The following is a 24,554-nucleotide window of genomic DNA, read 5'->3' as shown; positions in this document are numbered from 1 at the left end:
GTTACGCGGCCAATACGCTGTTTGACACTGCGACGTCGCCCCACTTGCCCACATCGAGTTCCGCGTGGGTAGACAGGCAGCTTAGCGTGCCAACTTCAAGTTCACTCTCCTTCGCAACGAAGGACAACAGTTGCGCCAGACCGAGTAGGTTGCCAAGAGCGCGAGCGCAGTAGTGATGCGAGCGATAAATCGCCGTCAAGTCAACGGCGTACGCCGATCCCTTTTGTACGCGCTTGAAGCTCAGATGCGAGAGGCATGGAAGGCCTAGCCATTGCTTCATGTCGAGAGCAGGGTTGTATGTCGGGATGTCCCCGCCAACGTCTGGCTCGAATTCGAAACTGCATTGGTACTCGGACTCGGACTCCTGTTGCGCCTGCAGGTCTGTTTCAGGATCGGCGACGCTCAGCTCGTAGGTCGCGATGAAGGAACTGGCTCTGCCGGTCTTTTTGTTCATCGGCTGGTTGGCCAGCTTTTGGATCAGGTGTTCGAGCGGATTGATCGTCGTTCCGGGCTTCTTGCCGGGTCGCTCGATCATGCGGTGCGCATAGGTGCCCCAGGTCTTGACCGCCTGGCCCCGTTTCAGCATCACTTTGTACTTGTCGTAATAACCAGGTCGGCCGAACTGCTTGTATAGCGCCAGCGGGAATATTGTCCCGGCGACCGTGTTCAACGTGAGATTGCAGTGCGCCAACGCCGTGTCAACCTTTGCCATAACCGCGCGGTCCTCTGCGGTGATGGTGAGCGGATCAGTGATCTCGAGCAGCAGGTTCTTGCCATGCCGGTCTTTCTGTGAATTCAGATGGCGGGCTACTGCCAGCCAAGTCGGCACGACGCGTACTTCGGTATCAAAGAGCTTGGCCATGGTCAGATCAGAAAGCCTTCCACAAGGAGAATGTCGAGAAGAGCTATGGAGAGCCAGGCATGGCCGGCGTTCCCCCATGATTCGCCCCAAGAATTCCGAATCAGCACGTACTTCTCGCCCGAGTCTTCGTCCACGCCCAAGCCGACACCGATCAGTGCGTGGAACTGATCCGGCAGTACAAGTGGATCGAACGCGATAACCCCGTCAACCGGTCCCATGAGCGACTGGGAAACCTGGACTACGAGACCGACTGGCTTCCCCGCCGCTATCAATTCCACGACATCAGGAACTTTCAGGTCCAGGTAATGCGCAGTCGGAGAACAGATCAGCTCCATAGCGGCGCCAGGCTCAGCTAGGGGCGTGTCGTGACCGTCAGGCTGATACGGATAGACCGACTCCAGCGGCTGACCAGGGCTGCGGATCGCGCCAAGGACATCGTCCAAACCGAAGCCGCGGCCTGGGCACCAGTTTCCGGCGAGCTTCGCTGCATGGTGGCAAAGGTACTCGACGCTTAGATGCCCTATGCCATTCGCCTCGGCGTTGAGGTCGGCTCCCGCAAATGCCAGGCACGTCGGCCGGCGGCCTTGGTCCCGTGCAACGCCCAGCCGGGCCGAGAGATCGATTTGAGTGGAGATCATCAGGCAGGCCGCATCCTAGCCAATCGTCGATCGATCTCAGGCTGCGGCAGGCCATCGTCGAGCCGTTCGAATTCCGCGAACATATTGAGATGTCCGGTGGGGGCTTGCTCCCGTTTCCAGGGCGCAATCTCGCTGAGTGCGATGGCCTTCTTTCTTGCCCCGAGCGTAGGCGCGGCGTCGGCGTCCCCGGCAGTAGACGAGGAGTCGGCGGGAGATTGATCCGCCACGACGGCCTCTTGCGGCCTGGTCAGCTCGTAACGGAGCCTCGCGCCATCACCGCCAACGACGACGTCGGCGCCCTTCGGCGCGGGTGCGTGGCGTGCATCGCGCACAAACGGCTTGAGCATGAAGCCCTCACTCACCGCTTCGTTCACTGACCAGAGGTGGCCTGAGCTAACGTGGTTAGGCAGGTCGAAGACCAGTTGGTCACCGAGTCCAGGCTCCAACACGCGATCCCGATCGGCCTCGGTCAGCATCCATACATCTTTGCGCGAGTCATCGGGCGCGGCGCCGCCGAGCAATGCGCGCTTGATGACGATAGGGGGGACCTCACCGAGCTCGCTCGCTTCGGCGGGAGTCAGATGACCCAGGCGAGCGAGCGACCAGGCCATGGCTGTGTAGCTCATGCCCAGCCGCAACGACATTTGGTACACGACGGCTGGATTACGCAAGCTGGCGCGTCCCCAGCGGTGATTGCGCATCGTCTGTGCGACCAACCACGCCGGGGCCAGTAGGGCGTATGCGAACTGATTGGCCGTACGCTCGACCAGGGCTGCGCTCTTTGGGACATCGACCGTGGTGTCTGAAGTGCTCTCGTGGCCCAGAGAGAAGTGGCCGAGCTCGTGTGCGCAAGTCATGTGGACCAGGCCACGGGGACGATCCCAGTTGACGATGATGCCCGGGTTGCCGGATTCGACTAAGAAGCCGCCAAGCAGCAGGTCGAATTTTCGAAACATGACGACGACGTCAGAAGCCGAGGCAATCTGCTCAGGGTCGATCCGGGTGTAGCCCGCCTCGATCCGCTTCTTTGCTTCGAACTCCTCCAGAACCTCGGCTGCTCGGCGCGCGGCAGCCAGCAGGGCGTCGTCGTCCGCATTCATGGTTTGCGCCTCTTTGATTTCGGGGAGTTCTTCAAGAATGCCGCGAAGCGGGCAAGCTCTTCCATATCACCGTCAGACAGCCCCTTCGTTGCCCGAGCAAGAAAGGCCACGCGTACATCTTCCGCCGGAGATTCGCCGGTCAACAGGTAATCCACTGTGCGACCGTACAGCTCACTTAACTTGTTCAACTCAAAAGCCTCGACCTTGCGCGAGCCCGCTTCGATGTTGCCCACAGCTGGCCGGGAAATGGACAGAGCGAACGCGACCTCTTCTTGCGAGAGGCCAACGTATTCCCGAGCTTCTCTGAGGCGCCGGCCCAGTTGCATCCGATCGGGATCCTCGGTGTTGTCGACAGCCGTGCTCATGACTTTGACTTCTTGGCTACGTGGTTGAGCACCGCGTCAGTCAGCTTGGTGACGAACTCCGCCTTCGTCTTATAGCCACCAGCCTGAATGACTGAATTCGGCAGCTTCAGTCCGGTGATCTTGTCCAATGCCACCAGTACGTCGACCGCGACCATGGACTCGACGGGCCCCACTAAGTCATCCACCGTGGCCGCCCCACCGTCATCCTCAGGAATCGCTCGTTCGTCCCAGAACTCTTCTAAGGCGGCTTGGACTTTGCCATAAAGCTCATTCATCGCGGCCTCCAAAAATCAAACATTAAATGTACGAAAATCGTACGTCAATGCGTTGGCAAATGCAAGTGCATCGCGGGGGCTCTATTGGTGGGGCGGCATAAACACTTGACTAGCTTGCCGTCGAGGTACGCTTGCTCGTGCCGGTTCGGCCAGTCGAGGCGATTCAGATTCAGCGTCCGAGAGATCTGCGCATGCGCTGCATGCCGCGGCCGGGCGTCTTTGTTTCGTGCAGATGTGCCCACAGTCGTTGCCGAACGTAGCGCGCCGGGGCAGGGCACCGCTACCGCGAGAATCCTCTCGACCGGTCGGCGCGCTCGCGGGAAGTTCTCTCCACGCCGTGCTGAATGGCTGCCTCAGCCGCCAACGACGGTGTATGTGCGATGCTTAGCTGAAGGCTGGGCTCGTTTCGCTCGAACTCTTCGATAGTCATCACCGAACATCCGTCCGAACTGACCCCAACGACCACCGTGCCGTTGGATTCCGAATCCACACCTCTTAGCTCGCGGAGTCGGGCCAAGTACTCGATCATTTCTGCATGTTTCCGGCGAGGCAGGACCTGCACTGTCGCCCGATCCAGCCAGTGGGCCTTGGTCGTCGAGTTCAAGGCGTCGGTGTATCGGACATGGGCCAGCCGCAATTGGCCGTTGTCCATGTCCCCGAATACCAGCTGATGAGCATCGCTCTGCGGAAGGGCACGCAGGGTCGCCAGCGATGCATCCAGCCTTGCTCTGCGCGCCAGGTGGGCTTGCTTGGCATTCGACGGCAGCGCCCGCTCGTACTTCTCGAGTTCATCGATCATCGCTTGGCGGTGAGCCTTGAACTCGACGAGCAAGTAGGCCTCATGAATGCGTAAGGTCGCATCACCGACACCTTGCTCGGCCACCCCTGATAGTGGCGCAATGGCGGCAGCTTCGGGTAGGCATTGCAAGACGAAGGCGTATTCCACCGTCTTCTCCCACCACCGGGGTTGTTGTTGCATGTCCTTTTTCATGAGCTGATTCTGGGGTCTATGAGTCGGGCATTGGCCATCGATGGGCAATGCAATGCTAACCCCTAACTTCATAGCTAACCGGCGTGTTCTGCTTCGGGTGGTGGACGGATGGCAGGATTTCCCAGTCGAATGAGACGAAATGGTAAGAATTACAGCTCCAATGAGAAAAGCGCCCTGAGTTCCGTGAAATGGGCGCTTGCAAGCCATTGATGGCAGGGGCCTGGTAGTTCCATGTGGGGGGGCTAGCTAGTTAGGCGCAGTCGACGCAGGCGGCCGTTGCTGCTTCAAATTAGCAGTGACAGTCCCGCTGAAGCTGTTTGATGGCGAAGTGCAAAATTGCGTTGCCATTTCTGAAGGCAGAGCACTTGTGCCCCGGATCGGATGTTCCTATGCCTTGAAATGCACTTGGTCGACGAATCAACCTGTAAACATTTCGGAGGAGGCTACTCAACGTTCAATTGCTCAACGTATGGGTGCCAACAGTCCACAGAGCGGCAACAAACGCGCCACGTTGAGGGCGTCCGATAGCGCGCGATGATGGGTTCCTTCGAGCGGCATCCCGGCAATCTTGAGCGCTGTCATCATTCCCACCTGTTTGATTCGCCGCGCCTTCGCAAATGCCGCCTTCAGATTCGTGTGGGGCAACTGGGCAAGTGGGTTGGCAACTGCATGTCGAGCGCATTCACGAGCAACCTGTAGTCGGTCGTAAGCGCCCCAGCTTGCCCAGCATGCGCCCTCATAACGTCTCGCGAAATCGGCTAAGTGAGTTGCAATGGCCGCCCAAGGCTGCGCGGCATCGACGTCTCCTTGATCAATCTTTGTGAGCGCCATGCAAAAGCCAGTCAGCTGTGGGCGCATCTTTGGCCGTACAAAGCACTGGAGGGTGTCTAGAACGTGGCCATCAGCGGAGACCCAGACAGCGCCAACTTCGATGATTTCCATTTCCTCGGGAGCAATGCTCCCGTCGTCAGCGCAAGTCGCTTCGAGGTCAAGGATCAGGATGGGATGGGTTCCAGGCATAGCGATGTGCAAGTGGTGGATGTCGCCCTTGGAGTCGCTCTAGCCCGGCGCCTGTCCGGCCCTCGTTAAGTGACCGTGTAACTCTGCCCGCAGCCGTGGCAGTAGAACGAGGCCATCCAGCGTTCTTTGTCGGCGGAGTAGAGCCGAGCAGCTGCTCGCCACGCTCGCCAGAGCGCCCAACCGACCAACAGCGCTCCACCGGCGATAGGCAGCTGCTTCCAGGCGACGTGCTTCGACACGATGAACGTGTCGTAGAAGACGAAGCCGGCAAAAGCATACGCCAACACAAAGGCGACTGGGGACGGTGGCTTAGGTGGCGCACAGTGTTGAGCCAAGTTTGATTGGACCGAACCGTACGATGCTCCCCCAAGTCCGGGTACTGCATCGTGGCGTACGTGCAGGTGGGCCGTTCCTGAACTGTATGCCGCAGGATAGGCCTGGGTGTGGGGACTTCCGCAATACGGACACTGCATCTTTTCTCCAGCTCAACGTCTCATGTGACAGGTGTGTGCCGAACACTGCCCGTCGAGTAGTCCATCCTCGCCTTCTGGCGAGGACGAGAGGCGCGTGTGTCGGTCATGGGCGGTAGTTCGATAGTTGTGACCCCGCGCCATACTCAAAATAACCTCTATGAGTGACATATGGTGCCACGTTAGTTGGCCGTTGTCACTCATAGAGCGTGGCCCAATAGTGACCATATTCCTAGCATCCTGCCTGATCAATTCAGTTGGGACCACATGCAGGAGGACGATCCGCGCAGGCTTTTCGGGCGACGACTGGCACAGCTTCGTAAGGCGAAGGGCTGGTCGCAAGAGCGGCTTTCGCTTGAGAGTGGCATCGCCCGTTCATACCTAGGCGGTATTGAACGAGGGCAGCGGAACGTGGCATTGCTGAACATCTGCAAATTGGCCGAGACGCTAGAAATCCCTGCCGGCGAACTATTCGTCTTTCAAAATTCCAGCCCTGGTGCTGCCGCTGGATCTTGAGGTCGCGAACACCATTACTCACATGGGTGTTTTGGGGTGGGATAACCTCACGCTGAAACACTCACACATCAACTGCGCGTGCTGGTTGCAACGACCAGGGTCCATATTGATGGATGTGGATCACCCAGAGTCCAGTAGGCATCTTTTGTGAAAGTGCCAGAAAGACGCAATTGCGCTAATCGCAGCAGCGAGCCGTTTCCTGATTCGATACTCGCGCCGACAACGAAGTGGCGCACAGCAAAGTCTTGGCCTATCGTGATCGCCAACTAGGATTGGACTGCCGCCAACGCAGCCTTTACCTTTTGGATGCGCAATGAAGCCTACGATCGCTTTGGACGTCGACGGAGTCCTGCTTGACTACCACGCTGCTTACGCAGGGGCTTGGGAGCGGGCGTTTGGCATTCGGCCGCGCCTAAAGAACGCGAACGCCTACTGGCCCTTGGATCGGTGGGACGTGGAGCGGCTGGTCGATAAACGCAAGGAGCAACTCCGGCGGGCATTTGACGATGTGCACTGGGCCACCATGCCGGCGCTGCCGGGCGCGTTGGAGGCCTGTCAAACGTTGGTTGACGCCGGTTTTGACCTAGTCTGCGTGACAGCGATCCGCGATGAATTCGCGGAGGCTCGGCGCCGCAACATCTTCGAGCTGGGTTTTCCAGTCCGACAAGTGATCGCCACCGGCAATGCTTCGTCAAGCACCAGTCCTAAGGCAGCTGTCATTGCTCAGCTGTCGCCCGCTGCCTTCGTCGATGACTACCTGCCGTATCACCGCGGGATGCCGGCACACGTGCACAAGGCACTGATTCTGCGGGAACCAGACGGCTCACCGAATGTGGGCGACGAGCTGAGCTTGGTGGACTCCATGCATTCAAATCTCGCGGCTTTCGCCCATGAGTGGCTGCGAGGACTTGGCTCGCATTGAATTAGCCAAACCGCAGTATGAAAATCGATCAATCGAGTTTCGTACAAGACGAAGGAGGACTGAGTTTGGAAAATATTTATACGGCGTTTAAGCTATTGATTGCACTTGAGTTTTTCAAATTCAGTATTTGACTTCTGCATCTCGACCCTAAAAACATTCTGGACGATGCGCGGGTAATTGCCCAAAATTCACTGGGTCCAAAGGCATTTGCCAGTGAACTGTGAATTCACAACAGACTTTTACTGTTCCGTCATCACCAGACCTCGTAGCTTGCACGGGCGACTTCGGCGTACGTGTTCGAGCCGCGCGGATCGCGAGTGGACGGAGCCAAGCAGAGATCGCAGAGTTGGCTGGCATTGCGCCGTCCTATCTGTGCGGCATTGAACGGTCGCTTCGACCCGCACCGGCGGAACAGATCGTTGACCGTTTGGCGGCAGCGCTGGCGTTATGTGCCGATGACGCTGTACTGCTTGCACTGGCAGCTGAGCAATCGCGAACAGCTTGGCGCGGTCGCGCGCGATCAAGAAGAGCCGGCCACTCCGCACAGGACCAAGTCTCCGGGTGCTTGACTCAGGCGATCGATGCCATGCGCCAGGGATGGTGCTCACGTGTTGAAGTCATCGCCCCGGGTGAGGGCCTACCCGTTCGCCTCGTGATTTGGGGCGTCGCTGACGAGTCGATGGAGGCAGCCATGTAAAGAAAAACGCCGACCACCCTTTCGAATGACCGGCGTTTCCGCCGGGAGATACCCGACGGTTTGGCGACTTAAGTATCTCCCTGTGGATCGCATTGGTCAAGCTCGCCCCTATGCATCACGTAGGCGCCAATGACCCACAAGGAGATCTATGGACACCCCTGTTCGTCGGCTGATCAAGCCGACTACGCCTCGAACCGTCCACCTCCTGAACCTGAAGGGCGTGCTGCCCGCACCGGTTCAGGCCGAAGCCACCACCGAGAGTGACTTCATACAACTCGCTGCGCTTTGTCCGGCGACGTGGAACCTCATCTCGCAGCCTGAGACCTTGCAGCTGGCAGGTCGGACCTACACCCCCGACTTCCGGGTCGAAACCTTGGATGGCCGCAAGTCGTTCTGGGAGGTCAAGCTTGAGGCAAACATTCCCAAGTACAGGCCGCTGTTCGACCTGGCGGCGAAGTACTTGGCCGACCGCGGCGAACCATTCTTCGTCGTTTCAGAGCAGGCCCTCCGCCGCCGTCGACAGGACAAGACAGTCCGTCTGATGCTCCGATACGCAAAGGGGGCGTTTGACTCCGCAGACGCAGAAAAAGTCACTCAGCACCTCAGGGCCCGTCCAAAGGGGGCGTCACTTGAGTCTCTAACGACTTACCTGGGCGTCACGCGAGAACTGATCTTCCACCTTGTCGCTACACGCGTACTCGCCCTTTCAAGATCGGCGACCGCAGTGCCGAGCAGCCACCTAATTCACTCCGACTATCTGGAGGCCAAAGATGTCGTTTACCTTGCGCGCTGGCTTGGTGTTTCGCCGTGGCGCACAAACGCTTGAGTTGACCCGCGAGCTTCCCGACGGAAGCTGGTGCTACGAAGTTTGCTGCACGCGCAGGCCTGGCACCTTGGCGAAGCACAAGCTGCTCAAGGCCATTTGGACGGGTGACATTGTTTTGCTTGGTCATGACGCTGCAGCCCCACCGCTAGCAAGCAATGCTCAAGCAGTGCCGCTGGTGTCCTATGAAGACCTCAAGGGGGCCCACGCTGAAGATCTCAAGCGCAAGATGGCCTATGTGGTTGCCGTCAGGCAGGCCCATGTCAGCCGCGGTATGCGGCGACCCATCGAACGACTGATACCCCAAGTCGCCGAGCGCATCAAGGATCCCAGTCCTCCATCTGGTAGCACGGTGATGCGATGGCTGCGCATGTATGAGACGTCGATGCAAGCGCCGCAGGCATTGGTGACGGGCAACGCACAGAGAGTACGCCGCAGCAAGTTGCATCCTGAAATGGATCGACTGATTGGAGAAACCATTCGCAAGGCGTACCTTACGCGTGACCGGCATTCTCTTCGGCATGCTTTGACAATGATTCGGGCTCAAGCCAGGTCGCTGGTCGCATCAGGAAAAGTCAATGAAGCTGAGACGCGGATCAGTCTGAGCACGCTGTCGCGCCGCGTCAATGCGCTCGACCGATACCGCGTCATCGAAGCGCGAGAGGGTGCGTCGCGAGCGCGAATGGTCACACGCACCGCCATGGATGGGACGGTTGCGCAGTACCCGTTCGATGTGGTGGAGGTTGACCATACGCCACTGAACTGGGTCGTCATTTGCGATCGGACTGGACTGCCGCTTGGCAGGCCCATGCTCACGGTAATGATCGATGCCTATTCCGGCTACGTCGTCGGCTTCTACGTCAGCTTTTATGGGGCAGGCCTGAGCAGTGTGAGTGGGGTAGTTCGATGCGCTTTGATGCCAAAGGAGGACATGGTGGCAGGCATCAAGCTGGAGCATCAGTGGCTTGCCAACGGAATTCCAGATTCGGTGCGGCTGGACAATGGTTTGGAGTTTCATTCGCCAATGTTCCAGCGAATGGGCTGGGAGCTCGGAACCAACTTCACTTACTGCCGAGTTCGAACACCTTGGCTCAAGCCGCATGTTGAACGCTTCTTTGGTTCGCTCGACACCTTGACGTTGACACGGGGCCGCGTGCACAAGCGGTTAGCCAACGTTGTTCAACTTGATCCTGACGAAGACGCCGCGATCATGTTCTCGGCTTTCGTCCGCGGGCTGGTGATGTACGTTGTTGACTACCACCCGTTCCAAGTGAATGAGCGCAAGTTGGCCCGGCCCTACGACCTGATGCAGGAAGGCTTGACACGCGTGCCGCCCGCGCGGTTTCCCCATGACTTGGAGCGGCTTCGCATGGTGTCGGCAATGTCGAAGCAGCTGACGGTGCATCAGGGCGGGGTCGAACTGCATGGTCTGCCGTATGGTGGTCCAGAGCTCCTCTCCATGCGGCGAGCGCTCGGAACTCGATTCAAGACCTGGGTGAAGTGGGACCCAGACGACATGTCTCAGGTGTGGATTCAAGATCCCAAGAGCCAGAGTTGGGTAGCCAGCTCTTGCCGTTGGGCCGAGTACGCCAATGGCCTGAGCTGGAACCAGCATCTGCAAATCCGCAAGTTTGCCCGGCTCGAATTGAAGAGCTCAGGGGCTTATGAGTACCTTGAGCGCGCCCGGCTTCGCCTGCATGAGCACTGGCAGGAATCTGTGAGCTGGAAGTCGCGCGCTGACCAACGGCTGGCGGCCCGCTATTCAGGCGCGACATCAGCACGCGTTCTCAGCGCAGCACCCAGTGAACGACCAAAGCCAGTGGCCGTTTGTGCAGAGCCAATCAGCGCTGAACAGGTTAAGGCGTACTCCTTTGTCGACCCCGACGATTTTCAGGCAATTGACCTCTAAGCCATGCACGATTTCGACATCATTGATACCGGCGACTCTGACGAAGAGGAGGCTCGGCAGGTCGCTGAGCGCCGCATGTTCATGTACTCGCCTGATGCAATCCTCGCATCCGATGAGGTGGCCAGGAAGTATGTGCTGTTCGCAGACCTGCATATGGTTCTGGCCGCTTTTGACCGAGCCTACCAACTGGCGTTGCGCCCCAATTGCCCACAAGGCATTGTGGTGTCAGGCCCGCCGGGCACGTCCAAGACCAGCGTCTCCGAGTACTTCCGAAAGAGCCTTCCGACAGCCACTGACATCGTCGAGGGCTATGGGGCAATCAGCATACGGCTTCGATCGAATCCATGTGCAGGCAGCATCGTGTCGCTCTTGCTAAGGGCGGTGCATCACCCTTTCACGGCGGTCAGACGGGGGCGTTTTGACAGCATGCGCGACATTGCTTTCGAGGCGCTTCAGCAGCAGCGCACACGCATGATCTTCATTGACCAGGCGCATGTGCTCGAGCAATCTGTCCGCAAGTCCAAGGCCCCGAAAACAATCGAGACGACGGCCTCGGAGGTGCTGCGCGATCTGATGGACGAGACCGGCATTGCCCTGGTCTTCCTCGCAAGCAACAGCTTTGGTGGTTTGGAGAATGTGGACGAGTCCTTGGCCGACCGGGTGTCCGTTCGACTGAGTCTTCGACACTTTGATGACGATGAGCCTTGGGCCAAATTCCTGGGGGAGATCGGGAAGCGCACGCGCTGCATAGATTTCTCAATCTTGGCCGACAAGGAAATGGCCAAGCGCACGCACAAAGCCGTTTTGGGCAACCGTCGGCGAGTGAAGCTGTTGCTGACGGAGGCGGTGCTGGTCGCCTTTGATGCGAAAGCGAAGGCTGTTGATCTCAGCCACTTCCAGACTGCCTTTCAGCGCATCAGCGGTTCGTCCAGCCAAGTGGTGAATCCGTATGCCTCCGCGTGAGCAGAGTCGGCTTGGGATCGTCGTGCCTCCGATGCTGGAGGAGTCGACCATGAGTTGGCTCCTCCGTGCATTTCAGGCCAATGGCGTCCAGTACGAGGAGGGCATGCGTTGGCTGGGGCTGGATCGGCGTACCGGGCTTAGCGACAGCGACGTCGTGGCCGTGGCGTGGGCGCTGCATGCCGACGCTGACGAGGTGCGTGGCCGGATGTCCTTGCTTGAAAGCAGAGCCGGTGGACGGTGGGTGCACCTGGCTGGCCATCGCCTGTGTCGCTGGGTCGCCCCGACGACCATGATGGCAAAGCTGTGTCCGCTCTGTCTTCGTGAAACCGGCTTTGCTCGCATCGGCTGGCTCACGAGGGCAGTACCCGCATGTTGGCGGCACGGCTGCAGCTTGGTGCAGGCATGCGCTGTCTGTAGCCGAAAGATCCAGTGGGCCAGGCCGGGCCTGCGCATCTGTCGCTGTGGGCGTTTCTTCAAGCCGCTTGATGAGGTCGGATCACTTGAGCCCGAGCTGATTGCCTGGTTGGAATGGGTCGAGGCAGTCCTCTGTGGAGATGCGGGCGTGGCCAGAAGTGCATCTCTCCGGCTGCCTCCGCTGCTTCAGGATATGACCGTAGACGGTGCCTATCGCTTGGTGGAGGCGTTCGGCCTGTTAGAGAGGCCAGATGCGCCGGTGCGTGCCGTGCGGCACAGCTCAGTGAGGCTGTCCGTTGTAGGTGCCGTGCTCACACGCGGTTTGCGGCGTCTTTCTGAGGTAGACCGCGCGGAAGGTATTACGCCGCAGGCGTTCGAAAACGTCCACCTGCCGGTACTCACTGAATTGGCGGAAGAGCCCGCAGCTGATGTTGATGGCCGCCGCGCGGCCTGGTTGCTGGATGTCCATCGCGCGATGCGCCCCTCAGGGATGCGTCGTGTAGGCTCGCGTCCGCGCCGTCAGATGCCGTTGTTTCTATGAGTGCTGCTCAAGGCGCTTCGTTGAAATATGGTGTGCCGCAGCCCTTTCAGTTCGAAGCGCCTAGCGCGTGGCTAACAAGGCTGGCCTTTGCACAAGGCATCGGCGATTTCGGTGAACTCAGGCAATTTCTTGGCCTTCCTGCTCAAGGGGATCTGGACTGGCATCTGCAAGGCAAGGCGTTGGACGACCTGCGGCAGCGCTGCCACCTGCCGCCGAGCAGTTTTTCGATCTCCAACCGATTGATGCAAGGCGTGGCGCTGTCGCGTGTAGGGTCAAACAGGATTCTTCTGGTTGGCAAGGACCGTGAGGCGCGATTCCGTTTCTGTCCCTGCTGCCTTGCCGAGCGAAGTTTGCCCTACCTCGACATTCACTGGCGTTTCGCTTGTTGGCGTTGGTGCCCGATCCATGACGCCATCCTGCAAGACGCCTGCGCGGATTGCGAAGCGTTTGTTCAACATCCTTATCTGATCGAGTCGACGCGTGCTGGTCGAGCAGGGCACGCGTCTCTGAGTCGCTGCACTTCTTGCTGTGGTCGCCTCGCAGGGCTGCCGGTGCAACACCTAGCGCGCGAAAGCCTGCAAGCGTTGGGTGGCGTTGATCTGCTTTGGTTGACGAACGGGCAGGCAACCATGGCCGCGCTCTATCAGCAGTATTTCAACCTGCGCGGCAAGTGGCACCTCATTCAGCGCCTGGGCGGCGAGTATGAATTGCTTGTGGGCGAAGGGAGTCGGCACGTCGATCGGAAGCTAGAGGCCTGGCGTTCCGCGCGAGAGTCGCATGTAGCAGTCGCAGATCCTGCAAGTCGATGACGAGATGGAGGTTGGGTTGCAGCTTTGACTCGACGTTAGATGCGAACCATCGGAGACAAGCTGAATGAGCCGTGAGAGGGAAACTGGACCATGCGCGCATTGACAATGCCGATCGAGGAGGAAAAGAAATGACGGAAGAACCAGTTGCCAAGCTAGTAGATCGCTTGCGCCCGCTGTGGTTGCTACTGACCGGCGGCGCCTTCGTGAGTTTCGCGGGCACCGCGCTGACTCTCTTCTATTTCTGGGGCATCGGCGGCGTTCCCATTGGCCAGGCCGCCAGCACCGGCGCTATGGCCAAGATCGTTCTTTCATCAGCGCTGTTTGTGGCCGTACTGTTCCTTATGGCCTGGCTAGCACCAGCCATCATGGCGAACACGGTGTCTGACGAGAGTCCTTTTGCAGTGCGCGTGCGCCAGTGGTTCTCCCCGCTTCGATCTTCCCGCGCCGACGTAGATGTAGCGACTGGCTTGTCCATGGGTGACGGGCTCGATGCTATGGGGTCAGTTAGCTGGAAGCGCATCTCCGGGTTCGCCCTGTCCACGGTCGGCGCTGGCTGCCTGGGGTTGACGTTGATGGCGACCGGGGTTGGTCGCGACAAGCCCGACGAATGGTCGCATCTAGCGCTGCTCATCAGCGTGGGCTTTCCTGCAGGAGTCATGGGAGCGCTGCTGATCTGGCAATACATGAAGTTCAGCGAGGCGACGCGTGATGCAACAAGGGGTGACCATCAGGGAGCGGCGCCGAACGAGAGGCATCAGTATTGGCTGGCCTGGGGTTTCTTCGGAGTCGGCTCTGCAGTCCTCTCGCTTTTTCCGCTGTTGATCTTGCTCGTCGTATTTACCAAGACCGACTTTCTGCAGGAGCAGAAGTCCTCTTTGGCATTCTGGATAGGCGCGATTGTCATTTCGCTTGGCATCGTCGCGGCCTTCAGCGTGAGCCTTGCCGTGTTGGTGCGACGAAAACAGGGGGCCGCTGTTAGGTGGGCCGCGGTGCTCAGCTTTAACGCGCTGATTTTGCTGACCGTGGTGATCGCCCTGGGGATGTCTTCGCGCGTTCTTGAGGCAGTGATGGTGCTGGCATCGGTCCGGGTTGAGAACGCAGTGTTAGTTTTAGAGCCTGGCGGTTGCGAGCTACTGCAGTCTATGGATGCGCAGGGATGGGGCCGAGCCCAAGGTGCGTCAGACAGAGCTTGTCTGCTCTACGATGTGACGATTCAGTCCACGCTGGAGCCTTCGATGCAGGTGGCGTGCTGGCGTGGCATCCTCTCGAAGAAAGATATGGTGCCGCCGGTATCTGCTGTTTCCAGCTCCGCCTCAGCAGCTGATGCTACTGCAGCTTCGGCCACGGCCCTTCCGGTTTCTGCTGCTAGTAGGGCGATGGCAGACGTGCCAGCCTCCGCAGCAAGTGTGCCGCCGGCGGCCGTTGCTTCGCAGACGAGTTTCCAATTCATCGAGGTTTCTGGCCGTAATGGTGCGTTCACCATACCCACGAAGCTTGTGCGCTCGGTCTGGAAGACCGGGGGCATCAAGCTCGAAGGTCAAGCGCTTGTTTGTCCTCGCGTTTTGCTAGTTAGCATGACACCATCAGCGTCGGCATCGAACGGTACGCGGTAGGCAGGCTGGGCGTCCATCAACAGTCAACGTGTTGGGGCGCCGGCACCATAGCGCTCAGAGAGTCAAGCAAGATGAGTGGGCTGCTGCACCGTCCTCACGGCGCGCTCGCGCACCTCGGATGAGAGCCAACTCGGCTTGCTCATGGCTCATCCTCTCAGAGTCTCGAACCTCCTCGAAACTGAACTGCCCCCCAGAAGTTGGACAAACTTCAAAGGGTCCCATGGGGAAGTACGAAACAAAGTTCAAGCTCAAGGTTGTTGAGAGCTTTCTGGCTGGAGAAGGCGGCGCGAAGCTGCTTGCCCGGCGCTGGTCAGTGCCCGAGGAGAAGATTCGGACCTGGGTCAGTCACTACCGACTGCATGGAGTTGCCGCCCTGCAGCCGAAACGCGGTGCGTACACTGCTGATTTCAAGCTGCAGGTGCTGACGCATCAAGATCGTGAACGGCTCTCGAGTCGGCAGGTTGCTGCGATTTACGATATTCGCAACCCGAACCAGGTTGTCGTCTGGCGGCGCGCCTTCGACGGCGGCGGTGTCGCGGCATTGGAAGGCAGAAGACCAGCGCATCCTATGAAGGCAAATAAGCCGAATCCAGAGCCGCCGGACACGGACGACACCAGCTCGAACCGTGCTTTGCGTGAAGAGGTTGAAAGACTGCGCGCGGAGGTGGCCTACCTAAAAAAATTGGAGGCCTTGGTTCGAGCCAATCGGCAAGCCGCGCAGAAAGAGCGCAAGCCGTCCTCGAGCTGAGGCCAGACTACCCGTTGCCGATGCTGCTGACCGTCGCGGGCTTGTCGCGAAGCACGTTCTACTATCAAACCAAGGTCTTGGAGACCAGCGACAAGTACGCGGGCTTGAAGTCAACGATCAAGGCCGTCTATGAGCGCCACAAAGGTCGCTACGGCTATCGGCGTATCACCGCCGAGCTACGTCAGGCCGGCCAGGCCGTGAATCACAAGACCGTGCAGCGGCTGATGAGCGGTCTCGGTCTGAAGTCGCTGGTTCGGCCGAAAAAATACCGCTCCTACCGGAGTGAGTCCGTGCCATCGCCGAACGTGCTCGATCGCCAGTTTGACGCAGCGCGGCCGAACGAGAAATGGGTGACTGACGTGACCGAGTTCAATGTCCGCGGCGCAAAGCTTTACCTGTCACCTGTCATGGACCTCTACAACGGCGAAATCGTGACCTTCGAGATGCAGGAGCGCCCCCTGTATTCCCTCGTAGGAAACATGCTCAAAAAGGCGTTCTCGAAGCTGAAGGGACGCAGCGCTGCGCCGCTTCTGCACTCCGATCAGGGATGGCACTATCAGATGCCCGCCTACCGCAAACAACTCAGCGCTCACGGGCTGACGCAAAGCATGTCGCGCAAAGGCAATTGCCTGGACAACGCCGCCATGGAGAGCTTCTTCGGCACGCTCAAGTCCGAGTTCTTCTACCTCAGCAAATTCGCTGACATCGCAGAATTGAAGACGGGCCTACGCCGCTACATTCACTACGATAACCATCAACGCATCAAGCTCAAACTCAATGGCTTGAGCCCGGTCCAGTACCGGACTCAGGCATCGAGCTGCTAGCTTCCAGCCGTCCAACTTCTGGGGGGCAGTTCAAACCCGGGGCGATTCAAGTGAGTGCTCTTATACTGAAGGGGGCATACTGGTATCGGTAGCCGCCATTCGTCTGAAGGCGGCGGGACGACTCGATACCGGGAGCACTAGTAGTAAGACGACTCCGGATTCGATGGGTTAGTCAAGCCAATAAGGCGCTCAAGAGCGCTTATGAGGGCTGTACACAACAGAGTGTGCGGTGCACGTCACGACGAGTGACGTGTAGGGAGGATCAAGAAAATTTGCATAGTGCACAAGTGTGCACAGCCTCATCGGCACGTTCCTAAGCCAGCTGCGCTTATCTCTTCGCCAATAGATCGTTCCGTGCGGCTCGCCGGGTGCTGACCTGCCGGCCGTTAGGTTGCGCGCCCCGAATGATCCTGTTCCCGACCAAAGTTGGTTCTTATTCAAAGTCAAGGACCTGATGCAGGAGCCGAATTTCAGCCTGACAGCAGCGCCGAGGCTCCCTGGTTGTTCCTGATGTGCCAAGTCCAGAACAGAGAGCGAAGAACGTCCCTGAATCGCGCCGAGATTCGAATGTCCGAACTGGGTGAAGCGGAGTTGGTAGATCGCTGCAGCATCAGCCGCGTCTGGAGATCACGTAAGGATGTCTAGGATTGTTCGCGTTGCCTTCGCAAGCGGTCACGATACTCAGCGAATGGCGGGACGCCTGCATGTTTGGAATGCAGAATTCTCCGGGTTTTGTCTAGCGGGGGCGAGAGTCTCAGTAAGCAATTGAAGTGCGCGTATCCGCTATGGACTGCCACTCCCAAGTCATTGAATAGTTTGAAGGCTGTGAGGCGCTGTTAATCGCTACTTTGAGTGTTTTCTAATTGATCCACGAGTCCCAGAGATTGCATGTAAGGGCGCATCGTGTGTTGTTGAGGTATTGGTGCAGTCACTTGAAGAGGTGAAATCGAAGTGATCTGTTGCGGAGGATTTATTGTCCCAAGCGGCTAAGGCGTGCAGTCGAGGTTGATGAGTTTGGATTATTTTGAACTTCGGGGCGCTCACATTCGCGAGCGCAAATTAATATGTTAAAACGTAAACAACGTCGTGTGCGGCGTTGTCTTCTGGTGTCGGGGTGAATTATTTTCTTGGCTGGCTGGGTGGTGAATCCGAGATCGCCTTTGGCCCGTCCGATAACAAGCGCTGTTGGGAGTGTTGATGCGATTTGCTGAATGGACATTTTTAGGGGGCTTTTACCTTGGTCATGAGGACTTGGCTCTTCCGAAGGGTATTTAGGTGCGTAAAATTTGCTCTACTAATGGAGGTTCCAGTGAGAGCTTCAGGCCCAGCTCGGTCGCTGAAACTCCAGGTGGTGTATGACTTGAATCAAATAAATCGGATTGGCTCCACTAAAGCTTTGACGCTATTTTTGTGCGAATGCCTAAATGACAGCGCATCGGCTCTGCGCCAACTTTTCACTGCTGAAGATCAACACTTATTGGCCACGCTAAAGATGACCCGCCAAGCTATTGCAAAAACCATATTCCTATGTGCATCAATCGCCCTAATCCCCTGTGCACTCGCCATGAGCGTAGACAAGGGCAGCCAGAATCCTGAGACCGTAGCATCTAAGCCGATAAAGGTGGACCCTTACTCGGGAACGCTGATCTCTGTTGCTGTCGACTTCCGGTTGGGTGGTGTAATCCCTTTGGAGATTGCACGCATTTATCGAACAGATATCCTGTCTACAGCCCCGCACAATCTTTCAGGGCAATTTACAGCCGTGGATACGCCAAGGCAGGGCGCGATCCTGTCTCCAGTTTCGGATGGGTATTGGCTGTTTGATCAAGGGAAAGGCGTTGCAACGCAAGAATGGGTTGGACTTGGGTATGGATGGCGAATGTTTGTGGGCCCAAGAATTGTAATGTCTGACAAGCAAAGTGAAAGTGGATTTGATTTCGATTCGAACTCTTCCATTCCACCGAAGCAAAAGTGGACATTCTGTGAGGGAATAAAAGCCGAGCCCACTTGGTCTGGTACCAGTGGCGCTGCTTTGAAACTAACTGAGACACCAAAAATTGAGCTACCTGACGGCTCCGTGGAGTTCTTTGAATGGGCGCAGGAATACCCTAAGACCAGTACGCTTCGAACAGCGTCGGGCTGGCGTCTGGTTTGTACGGCCCGAGTACAGAATGGAGAGATCCCGCAGCCGATGAGGTTGATTGCGCACAGTCCTGATGGAATGCAGTATGAAATGGGGCGGCGAGATCGAGGTATCAGATACACGAATACGATGTACAGGCCGACGCGAGTAAGTGATCAGCGCGGTAACTGGGTTTCAATTGAGTACTCAACAGTCGGCCGTGATGACGGTCTGCATGGGATCCACTACAGGGAAATTGACCCGGCTTATAAGGCCTATTCTGTAGATCGAGTGTCGAACAATGCGCGCAAGCTCAGTGTGCCAACGAAGATTTCAAGGAGTGATGGGGTCGTTCTTACGCTTGAATATGACGCGGGCGAACCGGCGTTGAAGACCGTTGACTCTGGCCGCCAACCTCAGTTGACGAGTATTTCGCTGGGGCAGCGAAAAGTTGTAGAGTATTTTTATAATCCGCCAAATATATTCTACTCAACACTAAGCCGAGTATCCTATTCATGGGGAGGCCATTATGATTACGAGTACATTCCGCGCACTGAAGCGGATCACGCGTACCTACTGAAAGCGATCGTGCATCCCGCCGGTTTGCGGGAGGAATTCGACTATCAGGTCGTCTCTTTCCCGCTAGCGATGACATGGAACGAGTGCTGGAGTGCCGTTGGGCGACCCCAGGCACGAGATCCTTTTGTCTTGTCGGAGATCCCTATAGATCCGGCAGGCTTTCGCAATCCATACAATCTGTTGCTCTCAAGCGCGCCGCCCCACGTTTGGGCTCCGCGGCGCGCAATACGATTGACGGAGATCAAGCACAACGATGTTGTCTTCGAGAGATACCAATTGGCAAAGGCTACGCTCGGCGGAAGTCACGATGTGGTGACGGTAAGCAATGCCGACGGGGATACCAAATACTACTATGCGGGCGGCGCATATCAGTCCGCGGGTGATTCGACTGTTGAGTTGTACACCAAGGCCGCCTGGACTGGGTGGGGTAACAGTGATAATTGGGTCACACACACCGATCGACTTGATCGTGTTGCTCAGTGCGTGAAGAAGGTCGGTGAAGAGGCCTGGATGATTGGGGCTCTTGTACGAAAGGAAACTGGAGATCTCCAGCGGGAGGACTTTTATTATGAGGCCTTCCCTACTGTTGGAAATATTGAGGATAATCACCCAAACAAAATATATGGCGAACCTTTTGTTAGGACGCAGTACGGGGTATTGAGGAATCCTGGCGGCCGACCCCATCGGCGCGTACTCTCTCGCCATGATGTTTTGCGTGACGGTGTGAAGTACTCAACCGCATATAGCGACTTTGACTGGTTTGGAAGGCCTGCGGTTGTCGAGGAGCGTGGTCCTGGCGGGGTGCGTCGTACAAAGACCACTTATCGAAATGACTTCGAGCGGAACTTTATTGGACTGTCAGAAGGTGAAACTGTCGAAGTGAGTCCAGCAGGAGCGCAGGTTTCCATTCCACCCAATCCTTGTGTTGCAAATCCTGCCGCATGCAGTTAACAGCTATGAATAGCTTCGAATCCAGACGAAATGAACCTTGCGGTGCTGATATCAGTTTCAGATTGAGAGCATTGAGCTATGGCGCCCTATTTGTTTCGCTAAGCGCTGCGGTGCACGCTCAGTCGACTACAGCGGTAGTGCGTGTGTATGTGCCCGACACAAACTTGGTCCAGTCGGAGGATCGCGATGGTGTAACGACGTTTTTTACCTACCATGCCAATGGTGACTTGGAAACTCGGAAAGACGCTCGGGGTTCTATCACTCGTTACAGCGACTACAAGCTCGGCATACCTCAGAAAGAAGTGCGAGCCGAGGGCAAGCCAGAGCAAGTCACGATATTTCGGGAGGTGGATGATCTAGGCTGCTTGAAGTCCGAAACCGATGGCGAGGGGCATAAATCCCTCTTTGAAAGCGACGAACTTTGCCGCATCAAGTTCATCACGCCGGCAAAGACCGGGAGCGAGGAGACGAGGGTCGTGTATTCGCGGTATACGAGTTCAACTCCAGAAACTCGGACTCTGTCACGCGGGGCCTTCAGCGAAGTAAAGAAGTTTGACGGCTTCGGTGGCTTGGTGGAACAAACGGCGGGTGGTATCAAGCGAACATGGACTTATGACGCGTTGGGGCGCAAGACGTTTGAGTCCTATCCGGTTGCATCGACCGAAACTCCCGCGAGCGGCACGACCTTTGCTTATGATGCGTTGAATCGCCCAACACGTGTGACTCATGCGGACGGCAGCTTTGTCAAGTATGAATACCAAGCCAGTGCAGCAAGTGAACCGCAGACCAAGGTCACTGATGAGCGCAGCAATGTGATCACGCATACGTTCCGCGCGTTCGGCAGTCCCGACAATGCCGAGTTGATGGTGATTAGCACGCCTGTGGCTGATGCGAACATCACGCTCAAACGCAATGTGAAGGGTCAGGTGACGGAAGTGAAGCAAGGGGGGCTCACACGTAGCTATGGGTATGACAGCCGCTATTACTTGACCTCGGTTGTCAATCCGGAAACCGGCACGACCACCTATGGGCGTGATGAGCTGGGTAACATGACTTCGGTCAAAGTTGGGGCGGCGCAGACGACCTATTTCGACCTGGATAGTTTGGGGCAACTCACCGCGATTCGTTACCCTGATGCGACCAAGAACGTTAGCCGGACCTGGACCAAGACTGGGCTGCCCAAGACGGCCAGCAATGCGGCCGGCTCCTGGGCTTGGGAGTACGACGCCAACAAGAATCTGACCCAGGAGAAGCTGGAGGTCGGAGGGCACAGCTTTGCAACCGACTATGCCTATGATGGCAACGATCACCTCAAGCAGATCAGCTATCCAAAAAGGGGAAGCGTCCTAGACCTTGCCCCTGATGTGCTGGGCCGCCCGACCAAGGTGGGTGGTTACGTCAGCGCAGTCAGCTACGACCCGTCAGGACTGATGCAGTCCGTGACCTATGCCAATGGCGTGGTTACCGCGATTTCGCCTGACAGCCGCCAAAGGCCAGCGACCATCAAGGTAGGCAAGGGTGGAGGCGAAGCGTACGCCGGCTTGACGGTGGGTTATGACAAGGCCAACAACGTCAGCACCGTGGCCGATTCGGCGAACGCCAGCAACAATCGCAGTTATGGCTACGACGGCATTGACCGGATGACCAGGGTGGATTACGCCGGGCAGTCGTATCCGATCAGCTATGACGGTGCCGGGAACATCACAAGACAAAGTTTCGGCGGCGTGCTCGACTATGTCTATGACAAGACGAGCAATCGCTTAGCCAGCACGACCGGCGTGAAGGCTGGCAGCTATAGCTACGATGCTCGCGGCAATATCACGTCCAATGGCAGTATTGCCTTTCAGTACGACGACAACTCCCGGCTCATCTGCGCCAAATGTGGCGCGCCAGATCAGATCACGTATGACTATGACGCCCTGGGCATGCGCTTGAGTCGGACAAAGGGCGGGCAAACGACATACCAAATCTACCGCGGGAATGGTGACTTGTTGATGGAGTTCAATGCCGCCACCAATCAGCGTCAAGAGCACATCTACCTGAACGGGCAGAAGATAGCGACAAGCACGCAGTCGGCCTACTTTGCGACGGCGGTGAATCTGAGCGTGTCGTCCGCCGCGATTCAGCCAGGTCAGGCGGTCACTTTGACGGCCGCTGTCAGTGGGGGGCGCACGCCGGACGGTGTGGTGAACTTCTACGACAACGGCGTGTTCATTGGCTCCGGCACCATCGCCAATGGCAAGGCCACATTGAGCACCTCGGCCTTGCCGTTTGGGTATCACAACTTCACGGCCACTTACGTGAACGATGGCTCCAATGCATCGAGCAGTACGGCGGTCGCCACCCGGGTGGAGTCCGGGCAGGTCACCGCGGCGATCATGAGCATCATCAACTCACTACTTCTGGATGACTGAGGCCATGCAGCGCATGAAACATCAAGTACATAGCGGTATTGCTGTGCCATCAATAGGCCAACGAGTGAGTCGCTGGGCCATGGGGCTGTGCGTCGCACTCCTTGTCGGCCTGGGCATGCCAGGTCTGGCTCTGGCCCAGACGGTCTACTACCACAACGACACCGCAGGATCGCCGATCGTTGCGACGGACGAGGCTGGAAACCTGCTATGGCGGGAGAGCTATCGCCCCTATGGTGAGCGCATGCTCAAGCCGGCGGCAGCGAACAACCAGTGGTTCCACGGCAAACAGGCGGACCCGGACACGGGCATGAGTGATTTCGGGGCGCGCAACTACGACCCCGTGCTGGGGCGCTTCTTGTCGATCGATCCAGTGGACTTCACCGAGAAGAACATCCACTCGTTCAATCGGTACAACTATGGGAACAACAATCCGCTCAAGTACAAAGATCCCGATGGGCGTCAGAGTATCGGGATAAATGGATTTCCCAATATTGAGGCGGAGATTAATTCATATAAGAGCGCTATGATCAGCGTCTATAAAGAGGCAGCTCTTTTTGTCGGAGGTAGTGCGGTGATTAGGGGGGGGGCGGCTCTATATAGATCCTTTAGAGCAACCCAAGCTGCTCCAAAAACTTTGGAGGCTCTGTCCGATATGACGCTTGCTGAAAGGGGTAGTGGTGGTGCGGCTTCCGAAATGAGCGTTGGAGAACACGTTGTTAGAGGTGTAAGCGGAGAGACTAGTGTTGATTCGCCGCGGGTACTGGCAAACCTAATGGGCAACCGCTCAAAGGCTAGCCGTGCTCCATGGCATGGGGGGTGCTCGGAAGTTGTGTGTGCTAATAAGTTGCTTGGCCAGGGGGTTGACCCCGCCGGTGGGACAGTTCGTACCGTCAATATTGGTGGTGAATTTCATAATCAGCCAAAAATGCCGTGTCCGAGTTGCCAGGATTTGCTTAAAAATTTAGGGGTCACCTGGTGAAGATATCAGATATAAAGTGGCCAGATGATCCGGCTGTTGCCGCTCGGCTGCTGTCGACGTATATGTTGGCTGTGGTTTCGAGTAATCTGGCGATTGCATCTGATCTACAGCTCGATATAAGCCTTCTTCGTGATTTTATTGAAGGCAATATTGAAGCGGGTAATTGTGTTGAGCGACGCGAGCAGTTGTGGGAATTTATCGAGAGCAATAATGGATTGTCCAATTTTTCAAGGCCCGATTTGTTGAGGGCGAGACTCTCGTTGTCAATTCTTGCTATTGAGCCGAAGAGTTTGGATGAGCTGAGGGAGCATCTGTCTTGGTTTTGGCAAATGCTCAGGGCATTGAATGGGGACGTGGATCATGCAATTGCATTGGCAAATGATCATTTTCAGACTATTTCCTAGTCGCGGTCTTCTTACGGGCCTTTTTGGCCTATGAAGTCCATGCGTCATTTCAAGGTCTGTGGGTTTACGCTTCTAGAGCTTTTGGTTGTTGTGGCGATTATTGGCTTGCTTGCTGCTTATGTCGGCCCAAAGTATTACTCTCAAATCGGGAGATCCGAACAAGGCCTTGCCAAGTCCCAGATAGAAGCCTTTGCCCGAGCTGCCGGGACTTATCGCGTGGATGTCGGCCGATTCCCGACGGGAGAGGAGGGCTTGCTGGCTCTACGAGTGAAACCCGCATCTGCCGCGAAGTGGAATGGCCCCTATCTGGACCGAGATGTGCCATTGGATCCATGGGGCCGCCCCTACTTATATCGCTGGCCTAGCACCCGCGGAGGCGACTTTGATGTCGAGTCTCTTGGCAAAGATGGTCAGCCAGGAGGCCTGGGGGAGGACGCGGACATAGGCAACTATTGAAGCCGCAATCAGTCCGTCTCTAAAGAGTTCTAGTAGGTGTGAGCCTCGGTTCGATTGAGTGGTCCCGATCGGGAACTGCGCAGAGTTTGTCGCCGGCTGGTTGACTAACTGGTGTAAGAGAAATACGCAGAAGCAAGGCCAGGGAGGCC

At 57.3% G+C, this 24,554-nt stretch carries 22 protein-coding genes; 15 read left to right on the top strand and 7 right to left on the bottom strand.

What is annotated here, in order from left to right:
- Position 1: 1 nt before the first annotated feature.
- The 7 genes from AC1Q6P_RS11620 to AC1Q6P_RS11590 form a co-directional block, all read right to left on the bottom strand.
- Complete coding sequence (locus AC1Q6P_RS11620; protein WP_492664800.1) at positions 2 to 862, bottom strand: thymidylate synthase family protein; 861 nt, start codon at positions 860 to 862, stop codon at positions 2 to 4.
- 2 nt (positions 863 to 864) lie between these two features.
- Positions 865 to 1,500, bottom strand: coding sequence for a C1 family peptidase (locus AC1Q6P_RS11615; protein WP_492664801.1), 636 nt, complete (start codon positions 1,498 to 1,500; stop codon positions 865 to 867).
- Positions 1,500 to 2,600 carry an ImmA/IrrE family metallo-endopeptidase gene (locus tag AC1Q6P_RS11610; protein WP_492664802.1) on the bottom strand — a complete coding sequence of 367 codons (1,101 nt, stop codon included), beginning with the start codon at positions 2,598 to 2,600 and terminating at the stop codon, positions 1,500 to 1,502. The genes AC1Q6P_RS11615 and AC1Q6P_RS11610 overlap by 1 nt, the downstream gene beginning before the upstream one ends.
- On the bottom strand, positions 2,597 to 2,965 hold the full coding sequence (locus AC1Q6P_RS11605; RefSeq protein WP_492664803.1) for a helix-turn-helix domain-containing protein: 369 nt from the start codon (positions 2,963 to 2,965) through the stop codon (positions 2,597 to 2,599). Before AC1Q6P_RS11605 ends, AC1Q6P_RS11610 begins: the two co-directional genes overlap by 4 nt.
- Positions 2,962 to 3,240: a hypothetical protein gene (locus AC1Q6P_RS11600; protein WP_492664804.1), complete on the bottom strand. Its 279-nt coding sequence runs from the start codon at positions 3,238 to 3,240 to the stop codon at positions 2,962 to 2,964. The genes AC1Q6P_RS11605 and AC1Q6P_RS11600 overlap by 4 nt, the downstream gene beginning before the upstream one ends.
- A gap of 280 nt (positions 3,241 to 3,520) precedes the next feature.
- Positions 3,521 to 4,231, bottom strand: coding sequence for a hypothetical protein (locus AC1Q6P_RS11595; protein ID WP_492664805.1), 711 nt, complete (start codon positions 4,229 to 4,231; stop codon positions 3,521 to 3,523).
- A 462-nt stretch (positions 4,232 to 4,693) separates the two neighbouring features.
- Positions 4,694 to 5,251 carry a 3'-5' exonuclease gene (locus tag AC1Q6P_RS11590; protein WP_492664806.1) on the bottom strand — a complete coding sequence of 186 codons (558 nt, stop codon included), beginning with the start codon at positions 5,249 to 5,251 and terminating at the stop codon, positions 4,694 to 4,696.
- A gap of 737 nt (positions 5,252 to 5,988) precedes the next feature.
- On the opposite strand from AC1Q6P_RS11590, the gene AC1Q6P_RS11585 reads away from it, so the two are divergent.
- The 15 genes from AC1Q6P_RS11585 (at position 5,989) to gspG (ending at position 24,405) form a co-directional block, all read left to right on the top strand.
- On the top strand, positions 5,989 to 6,237 hold the full coding sequence (locus AC1Q6P_RS11585; RefSeq protein ID WP_492664807.1) for a helix-turn-helix domain-containing protein: 249 nt from the start codon (positions 5,989 to 5,991) through the stop codon (positions 6,235 to 6,237).
- Between the two features lie 313 nt (positions 6,238 to 6,550).
- Positions 6,551 to 7,159 carry an HAD family hydrolase gene (locus AC1Q6P_RS11580; RefSeq protein ID WP_492664808.1) on the top strand — a complete coding sequence of 203 codons (609 nt, stop codon included), beginning with the start codon at positions 6,551 to 6,553 and terminating at the stop codon, positions 7,157 to 7,159.
- 220 nt (positions 7,160 to 7,379) lie between these two features.
- The gene (locus AC1Q6P_RS11575; RefSeq protein WP_171827112.1) at positions 7,380 to 7,856 is read left to right on the top strand and encodes a helix-turn-helix domain-containing protein; all 477 of its coding nucleotides are present in this window, start codon (positions 7,380 to 7,382) and stop codon (positions 7,854 to 7,856) included.
- A gap of 148 nt (positions 7,857 to 8,004) precedes the next feature.
- Positions 8,005 to 8,682 (top strand): Tn7 transposase TnsA N-terminal domain-containing protein, encoded by a 678-nt coding sequence (locus AC1Q6P_RS11570; RefSeq protein WP_492664809.1) that lies wholly within the window; start codon positions 8,005 to 8,007, stop codon positions 8,680 to 8,682.
- A 67-nt stretch (positions 8,683 to 8,749) separates the two neighbouring features.
- The gene (locus tag AC1Q6P_RS11565; protein ID WP_492703189.1) at positions 8,750 to 10,588 is read left to right on the top strand and encodes a TnsB C-terminal domain-containing protein; all 1,839 of its coding nucleotides are present in this window, start codon (positions 8,750 to 8,752) and stop codon (positions 10,586 to 10,588) included.
- Between the two features lie 3 nt (positions 10,589 to 10,591).
- Complete coding sequence (locus AC1Q6P_RS11560; protein ID WP_492664811.1) at positions 10,592 to 11,551, top strand: TniB family NTP-binding protein; 960 nt, start codon at positions 10,592 to 10,594, stop codon at positions 11,549 to 11,551.
- Positions 11,538 to 12,506 (top strand): TniQ family protein, encoded by a 969-nt coding sequence (locus AC1Q6P_RS11555; protein WP_492703187.1) that lies wholly within the window; start codon positions 11,538 to 11,540, stop codon positions 12,504 to 12,506. The genes AC1Q6P_RS11560 and AC1Q6P_RS11555 overlap by 14 nt, the downstream gene beginning before the upstream one ends.
- Positions 12,503 to 13,315: a TniQ family protein gene (locus AC1Q6P_RS11550; protein ID WP_492664813.1), complete on the top strand. Its 813-nt coding sequence runs from the start codon at positions 12,503 to 12,505 to the stop codon at positions 13,313 to 13,315. Before AC1Q6P_RS11555 ends, AC1Q6P_RS11550 begins: the two co-directional genes overlap by 4 nt.
- A gap of 71 nt (positions 13,316 to 13,386) precedes the next feature.
- Positions 13,387 to 14,928 carry a hypothetical protein gene (locus tag AC1Q6P_RS11545; RefSeq protein WP_492664814.1) on the top strand — a complete coding sequence of 514 codons (1,542 nt, stop codon included), beginning with the start codon at positions 13,387 to 13,389 and terminating at the stop codon, positions 14,926 to 14,928.
- A 220-nt stretch (positions 14,929 to 15,148) separates the two neighbouring features.
- Positions 15,149 to 16,500 (top strand): IS3 family transposase gene (locus tag AC1Q6P_RS11540; RefSeq protein WP_492664815.1). Its coding sequence is split into 2 segments (ribosomal slippage): positions 15,149 to 15,614 and positions 15,614 to 16,500, totalling 1,353 coding nucleotides; the frame shifts between segments, so codons are not numbered across the junction.
- Positions 16,501 to 18,064: 1,564 nt separating this feature from the next.
- Positions 18,065 to 20,152, top strand: coding sequence for a hypothetical protein (locus AC1Q6P_RS11535; protein ID WP_492664816.1), 2,088 nt, complete (start codon positions 18,065 to 18,067; stop codon positions 20,150 to 20,152).
- 5 nt (positions 20,153 to 20,157) lie between these two features.
- A complete protein-coding gene (locus AC1Q6P_RS11530; protein WP_492664817.1) occupies positions 20,158 to 22,566 on the top strand; it encodes an Ig-like domain repeat protein in 2,409 nt (802 codons plus the stop codon).
- 13 nt (positions 22,567 to 22,579) lie between these two features.
- Positions 22,580 to 23,545 (top strand): RHS repeat domain-containing protein, encoded by a 966-nt coding sequence (locus AC1Q6P_RS11525; RefSeq protein WP_492664818.1) that lies wholly within the window; start codon positions 22,580 to 22,582, stop codon positions 23,543 to 23,545.
- Entirely contained in the window at positions 23,542 to 23,949 is a 408-nt protein-coding gene (locus AC1Q6P_RS11520) for a hypothetical protein (RefSeq protein WP_492664819.1), read from the top strand. The genes AC1Q6P_RS11525 and AC1Q6P_RS11520 overlap by 4 nt, the downstream gene beginning before the upstream one ends.
- 39 nt (positions 23,950 to 23,988) lie before the next feature.
- On the top strand, positions 23,989 to 24,405 hold the full coding sequence (gene gspG / locus AC1Q6P_RS11515; RefSeq protein ID WP_492664820.1) for a type II secretion system major pseudopilin GspG: 417 nt from the start codon (positions 23,989 to 23,991) through the stop codon (positions 24,403 to 24,405).
- Positions 24,406 to 24,554: the final 149 nt, after the last annotated feature.

Source organism: Roseateles sp. GW835-FHT13E02 (assembly GCF_058794035.1).
This window is presented reverse-complemented; position numbering and strand designations above follow the sequence as displayed.

Excerpts from the sequence above, each read along its gene's own strand:
- AC1Q6P_RS11570 (WP_492664809.1), top strand. The coding sequence starts at position 8,005 with ATGGACACCCCTGTTCGTCGGCTGATCAAGCCGACTACGCCTCGAACC.
- AC1Q6P_RS11580 (WP_492664808.1), top strand. The coding sequence starts at position 6,551 with ATGAAGCCTACGATCGCTTTGGACGTCGACGGAGTCCTGCTTGACTAC.
- AC1Q6P_RS11555 (WP_492703187.1), top strand. The coding sequence starts at position 11,538 with ATGCCTCCGCGTGAGCAGAGTCGGCTTGGGATCGTCGTGCCTCCGATG.
- AC1Q6P_RS11535 (WP_492664816.1), top strand. The coding sequence starts at position 18,065 with ATGAGCGTAGACAAGGGCAGCCAGAATCCTGAGACCGTAGCATCTAAG.
- AC1Q6P_RS11560 (WP_492664811.1), top strand. The coding sequence starts at position 10,592 with ATGCACGATTTCGACATCATTGATACCGGCGACTCTGACGAAGAGGAG.
- AC1Q6P_RS11595 (WP_492664805.1), bottom strand. The coding sequence starts at position 4,231 with ATGAAAAAGGACATGCAACAACAACCCCGGTGGTGGGAGAAGACGGTG.
- AC1Q6P_RS11600 (WP_492664804.1), bottom strand. The coding sequence starts at position 3,240 with ATGAATGAGCTTTATGGCAAAGTCCAAGCCGCCTTAGAAGAGTTCTGG.
- AC1Q6P_RS11610 (WP_492664802.1), bottom strand. The coding sequence starts at position 2,600 with ATGAATGCGGACGACGACGCCCTGCTGGCTGCCGCGCGCCGAGCAGCC.
- AC1Q6P_RS11605 (WP_492664803.1), bottom strand. The coding sequence starts at position 2,965 with ATGAGCACGGCTGTCGACAACACCGAGGATCCCGATCGGATGCAACTG.
- AC1Q6P_RS11530 (WP_492664817.1), top strand. The coding sequence starts at position 20,158 with ATGAATAGCTTCGAATCCAGACGAAATGAACCTTGCGGTGCTGATATC.
- AC1Q6P_RS11590 (WP_492664806.1), bottom strand. The coding sequence starts at position 5,251 with ATGCCTGGAACCCATCCCATCCTGATCCTTGACCTCGAAGCGACTTGC.
- gspG (WP_492664820.1), top strand. The coding sequence starts at position 23,989 with ATGCGTCATTTCAAGGTCTGTGGGTTTACGCTTCTAGAGCTTTTGGTT.
- AC1Q6P_RS11615 (WP_492664801.1), bottom strand. The coding sequence starts at position 1,500 with ATGATCTCCACTCAAATCGATCTCTCGGCCCGGCTGGGCGTTGCACGG.
- AC1Q6P_RS11550 (WP_492664813.1), top strand. The coding sequence starts at position 12,503 with ATGAGTGCTGCTCAAGGCGCTTCGTTGAAATATGGTGTGCCGCAGCCC.
- AC1Q6P_RS11525 (WP_492664818.1), top strand. The coding sequence starts at position 22,580 with ATGAAACATCAAGTACATAGCGGTATTGCTGTGCCATCAATAGGCCAA.
- AC1Q6P_RS11620 (WP_492664800.1), bottom strand. The coding sequence starts at position 862 with ATGGCCAAGCTCTTTGATACCGAAGTACGCGTCGTGCCGACTTGGCTG.
- AC1Q6P_RS11585 (WP_492664807.1), top strand. The coding sequence starts at position 5,989 with ATGCAGGAGGACGATCCGCGCAGGCTTTTCGGGCGACGACTGGCACAG.